Annotated in this window: 5 protein-coding genes; all 5 read right to left on the bottom strand. The window is 51.3% G+C overall.

Annotated features, from left to right (window positions below; all coding sequences use genetic code 11):
• Positions 1 to 222: ATP-binding cassette domain-containing protein (locus Q0231_RS13850; RefSeq protein ID WP_299348253.1), on the bottom strand; the 222-nt coding region annotated here is incomplete at its 3' end.
• A complete protein-coding gene (locus Q0231_RS13845; protein ID WP_299348250.1) occupies positions 223 to 1,236 on the bottom strand; it encodes an ABC transporter ATP-binding protein in 1,014 nt (337 codons plus the stop codon).
• 2 nt (positions 1,237 to 1,238) lie between these two features.
• Positions 1,239 to 2,084 carry an ABC transporter permease gene (locus Q0231_RS13840; protein WP_299348247.1) on the bottom strand — a complete coding sequence of 282 codons (846 nt, stop codon included), beginning with the start codon at positions 2,082 to 2,084 and terminating at the stop codon, positions 1,239 to 1,241.
• Positions 2,081 to 3,022 carry an ABC transporter permease gene (locus Q0231_RS13835; protein WP_269393076.1) on the bottom strand — a complete coding sequence of 314 codons (942 nt, stop codon included), beginning with the start codon at positions 3,020 to 3,022 and terminating at the stop codon, positions 2,081 to 2,083. Before Q0231_RS13835 ends, Q0231_RS13840 begins: the two co-directional genes overlap by 4 nt.
• A gap of 60 nt (positions 3,023 to 3,082) precedes the next feature.
• Positions 3,083 to 4,663: an ABC transporter substrate-binding protein gene (locus Q0231_RS13830; RefSeq protein WP_269393077.1), complete on the bottom strand. Its 1,581-nt coding sequence runs from the start codon at positions 4,661 to 4,663 to the stop codon at positions 3,083 to 3,085.
• Between the last annotated feature and the right edge of the window lie 20 nt (positions 4,664 to 4,683).

Here is a 4,683-nt window from a genome sequence, read left to right as displayed (position 1 = left end):
AGATTGGGGCTTATAAAGCCCTGCAATGGCCCGGGCCAACGTTGATTTACCGCAGCCACTCTCCCCCACGATGCCGAGCGTTTCGCCCTTTTTGAGGTCCAAGGAAACGCCGTTGAGCGCTTTAACAGCCTGGGGTGGTTTGCCGGCAAGCAGATCAATCAAAGAGCGATTTTTCTTGAAGTGCAAAACCAGATTGTCTGTGGCAAGAACGGAAGTAGACATTTAAGCCGCTCCTATAGGCGTTTGGCCCTGATTGACCGGGTTAAAACAGGCAACTTGATGTGCATCGCCGACCAATGGGGGTTTTGCGCGTGAGCACTCATCAACCGCGTGGGCACATCGAGGGGCAAATGCGCACCCTAAAGGCAAGTTCAAAAGACTTGGCGGCGTGCCGGGTAATGAATAGAGTTGCGTGCGTGGCTCAATGTTTTCGGGAACTGATTTAAGCAAGCCCATGGTGTAACGATGCTGCGGTGCGCGCAGCACCTCGCGGGTATTGCCCGTTTCAACCAATTTACCACCATACATTACCGCCAGCCGGTCACACGTCTGTGCCGCGACACCCAAATCATGGGTCACCAAAATCACCGCCATGCCGAGGTCTTTTGAAAGGTCTAGGATCAACTTCAGAATTTGTTTTTGGATCGTGACGTCAAGAGCGGTGGTTGGTTCATCAGCCAGCAAAAGTTTAGGATTGGACGCCAACGCGATAGCGATCATTACCCGTTGGCGCATACCGCCTGAGAATTGGTGCGGATAATCGTTAAGCCGATTTACAGCGTCTGGAATACCCACCATTTCAAGCAGCTCGACGGCGCGGTTTTTGCGTCCTCGTTTATCCAAATCTGTATGCTCTGTCAGGTTCTCACCGATTTGCAAACCAACGGTAAGCAACGGATTGAGCGACGACATTGGTTCTTGAAAAATCATCGCAATGTCTTTGCCACGTATTTTTCGTAAGTCGCGCTCTGGCATTGTAACAAGATTGTTCCCTTGCCAGTTCACCTCTCCTGAAACCTGGCCGTAACGGCGTGACAACCCAATGATTGAACGCAAGGTGATGGATTTTCCTGATCCGCTCTCGCCAACAATACCCAAGACTTCACCCTCGTTGACGTGAAAACTCACATCATCGACAGCTCTTAGCTGTTTGGTGCCGACTGAAAAGCTGGTTGAGAGATTGCTCACCTCCAAAAGGCGGGGGCAGGTGCCAAAATCTGTCTTTGTTTCGGTCATTCCTACCCCCTTGGCCGCATGAGGTCTGCAAGCCCATCGCCGACCAATGAAAACCCTAGCCCGGTCAGAACGATAGCGATGCCTGGCATCAAGCTGAGCCACCATGCGGTTGTTATGAAATTACGCCCTTCGGCGATGAGTACACCCCATTCGGCTTGAGGTGGCTGTGCGCCCAACCCCAAATAGCCAAGCGAAGAGCCCAACAAAATGGCCAACGCCATGTCGGTCATCCAATAAACGATTACTGGGGTGATGGCATTTGGCAGCAGGTGGCGGAAAATGATCCGCCGATCAGAATAGCCCATAACCTTGCCAGCGGCTGCGTAATCATTGGCCATTTGCCCCATGATTTCAGCCCGCATGAGACGGGCATAATAAACCCACCCCACTAGCGTTATGGCGATATACATATTGGTGAGGCCAGGGCCAAGCACTGCGACCACCGCGATTACCAGCACCAAAAACGGAAAGGTAATGATTGCATCTACACAACGGCCAAATATTGCGTCGGCAATGCCACCGTAGTAGCCAACCAACGCGCCCACTGTCACGCCTATCACCAGCGCAAAAATCGTAGCAACGAATGCCATTTGCATATTGACAGAATAGGCCCAAATGACGCGCGAAAGGGTATCGCGCCCCAAATTGTCGGTGCCAAACCAATGTTCAAATGAGGGGGGCTGTTTAAGCGCTGAATAATTGAACGCATTGGGTTCGAACGGCGCGAATGCGGCGGGGAAAATCGCCAATGCTAGCGAGCCCAAAAGGATGGCAAGTCCAACCAAGAAGCCGGGGCGCAGCAAAACAAGCATTTGAGTTTTGTGCGGCAAAAGTCGTTTAAGCATCATGACACCCGCAATCTTGGGTCAAGCATGGCTTGAATCATATCGGTGAGCAAAAAGATGATAGAAACAAGCACCGCAAAGGTGAGCGTAAGGCCTTGGATCAACGGGTAGTCGCGCGCGAAAATGGCATCGAGCATCAGGCGTCCAACGCCGGGTACGGCAAACACCGTTTCAGTAACCAGAGTGCCACTCATCAAGTTGCCAATAGAAAGCCCCAAAAGAGTAACGGTAGATATCAACGCATTGCGCAACACATGGCGGCCCAAAATAATGTGCTCGGGCAACCCTTTGGCGCGCGCGAACTGCACATATTCTGCATCCACCACTTCAATGACTGAGGAGCGCAAGTTGCGCATGATTATGGCGGAGGTATAGAGCGCAACGGTTAGAGCAGGCAGCAGCAAATGGTGCATATGCTCCCAGAATGTTGCGCCATATCCACCCACAGGGAACCAACGCATCTTCGCAGCTAAAAAGGTGAGCAAGATTAGGCCGATATAAAAAACGGGGGTCGAAAGTCCAATTTGAAAGGCGGATCGAATGGTAATGTCGATCCAGCCATTTCGGTTTAGTGCGGCAACAAATGCCAATGGCCCCGCGATCAGCAAAGAAAACAAAACAGAATAAAGTGCCAAAAAGCCCGATGCAGGCAACCGTTCAAAAATCACTTCGGTTACCGGAGCTTTGAGCAAAATCGAGTCACCCAAATTGCCCGTTAAGGTATTTTTGACGAATAGTCCAAATTGCACCCAGATCGGCTCATTCAAACCAAGCCGTTGGCGGATTTGTTCAAGCTGCTCCGCAGTGGCCTTTGCATCCGCCATGGCGATCGCTGGATCACCCGGCAGGGCACGCACAAGCATGAAAATGATGACCATCACGATCAAGAAAGTCGGGATAATCTGCAATAGTCGAGAGATGAAATAGGAAATTGATGACATGGCGGTCCCAGTTCATACGGGCGCCGAAGCGCCCGTATGAGGGTTAGTCGAGGGGAAAATTTAGCGATCAATCCAAGCTGTCGCAAACTCATTGTTGCCCAGAGGTGTCTGCACATAGCCCTTTACGTCCTGCGAAAGAGCGACTGCAAATGGGGTCTCATACATAAACAACAACGGCGCGGCTTCTGCGTAGATCTCTTGCATACGCGCGTATTGTTCTGCGCGTTTTGCAGGGTCCATCTCCGTGTTAGACGCTTCATAAAGAGAATTGAACTCGGCGTTATCCCAACCCGTGCCAACAGCTTTTGCGGTTGGGTTGTAGCCAAGCCATCCAGCAACCTGAGCAGGATCGTTGACGTCATTCACCCAACCATAGGTGTGAATATCAAAATCGCCGGAGCGGTTTTTTGCGCCGCGAGTTGGGCCATCAACTTGGGCAACATTTAGCTTTATGCCAATGTCGGACCACATTTGCTGTAGCGCCGCAAGGATGATCCCATCATCGGCTGAACCTGCCAATGTCGTTAGGGTGATTTCGGTTCCATCTGCAACACCAGCTTCGGCAATAAGCGCTTTTGCTTTGTCCAAATCATATTGATAGAGCGGACCATTGTCAGTTGCCAGCTGGGTTGTTGACGCCATTAGACCAGAGGTCACAGGCTTGCCCGCACCATGCAACACCAATTGCACCAATGCATCTTTGTTGGTGGCAAAGTTGAGCGCCTGACGCAGCTTCACGTTAGCCAATGGGTTTGCACTACCATCAGCACGTTCAGGGCGGGTATTAATTGGCGAATAAATAATGCGCGTTGAGGGGAACAGCTCCATATTGATTTTTGGATCTGCTTGCATTTCTGAAACCCGAGCGAATGGGATGAACTCAGCCGCATCGACTTCGCCAGCCTGCAGTTTCAGAATGCGTGTCGCATCGTCAGGAATAACGAGGAAGTTGATGCCATCAATATAAGGCAAAGCCTTACCATCTTCGCCTTCACGCCAATAATGTGGGTTGGCGGCAAACTGCATCATGGAGCCACGTTGATGAGACTTCATTACAAATGGGCCGGAACCAACAAAACCTTCAATGCTGAGAGAGCTGGATTTGTCCTGATCTGTTTCACCTTCTGCCGCTGCAAATGCATCGGCGGAAACGATTGCCGTATTAAAGGTTGCCAACATCAAAACGATGGTCGGATCGGAGTTTTTTAGCGCGATGTTGATCGTGTTTCCTTCAGCGCTCACGCTATCAACAGATGCCAACAGACCAGCCCAAGGGCTTAGGTCTGGGTTTGCTGCACGTTGCAGTGAAAACACCACGTCTTTGCCTTCGATCGGCGTGCCATCAGAAAACTTGATGCCATCGCGAAGCGTCAGTGAAACGCTCAAACCGTCCTCAGCCACTGCGTAGCTTGACGCCAAGCCAGATGTTACAGTTTTGCCGTCCGCCTCTGTACGCAACAAAGTGTCGTACAAATTTGTGACCATCCAAATATCGGGATTTCGATCGGCATAGATCGGGTCGATCAAAGTCGAATCGTCGTAGCGTGCGAATGTCAATGACCCGCCGCGCTCCAGCGCGCTCGCTGGGAACGCAGACATCATGGCGGCGACAGCCACCGTTGCCATAAGAATTTTTTTCACCTTGCATTTCCTCCCTTGCA

Origin of the sequence: uncultured Maritalea sp. (assembly GCF_937139385.1) — a bacterium.
Lineage (GTDB): Bacteria > Pseudomonadota > Alphaproteobacteria > Rhizobiales > Devosiaceae > Maritalea > Maritalea porphyrae_A.
The sequence above is the reverse complement of the archived record's forward strand: the minus strand, read 5'-3'. Positions and strand labels throughout refer to the sequence as shown.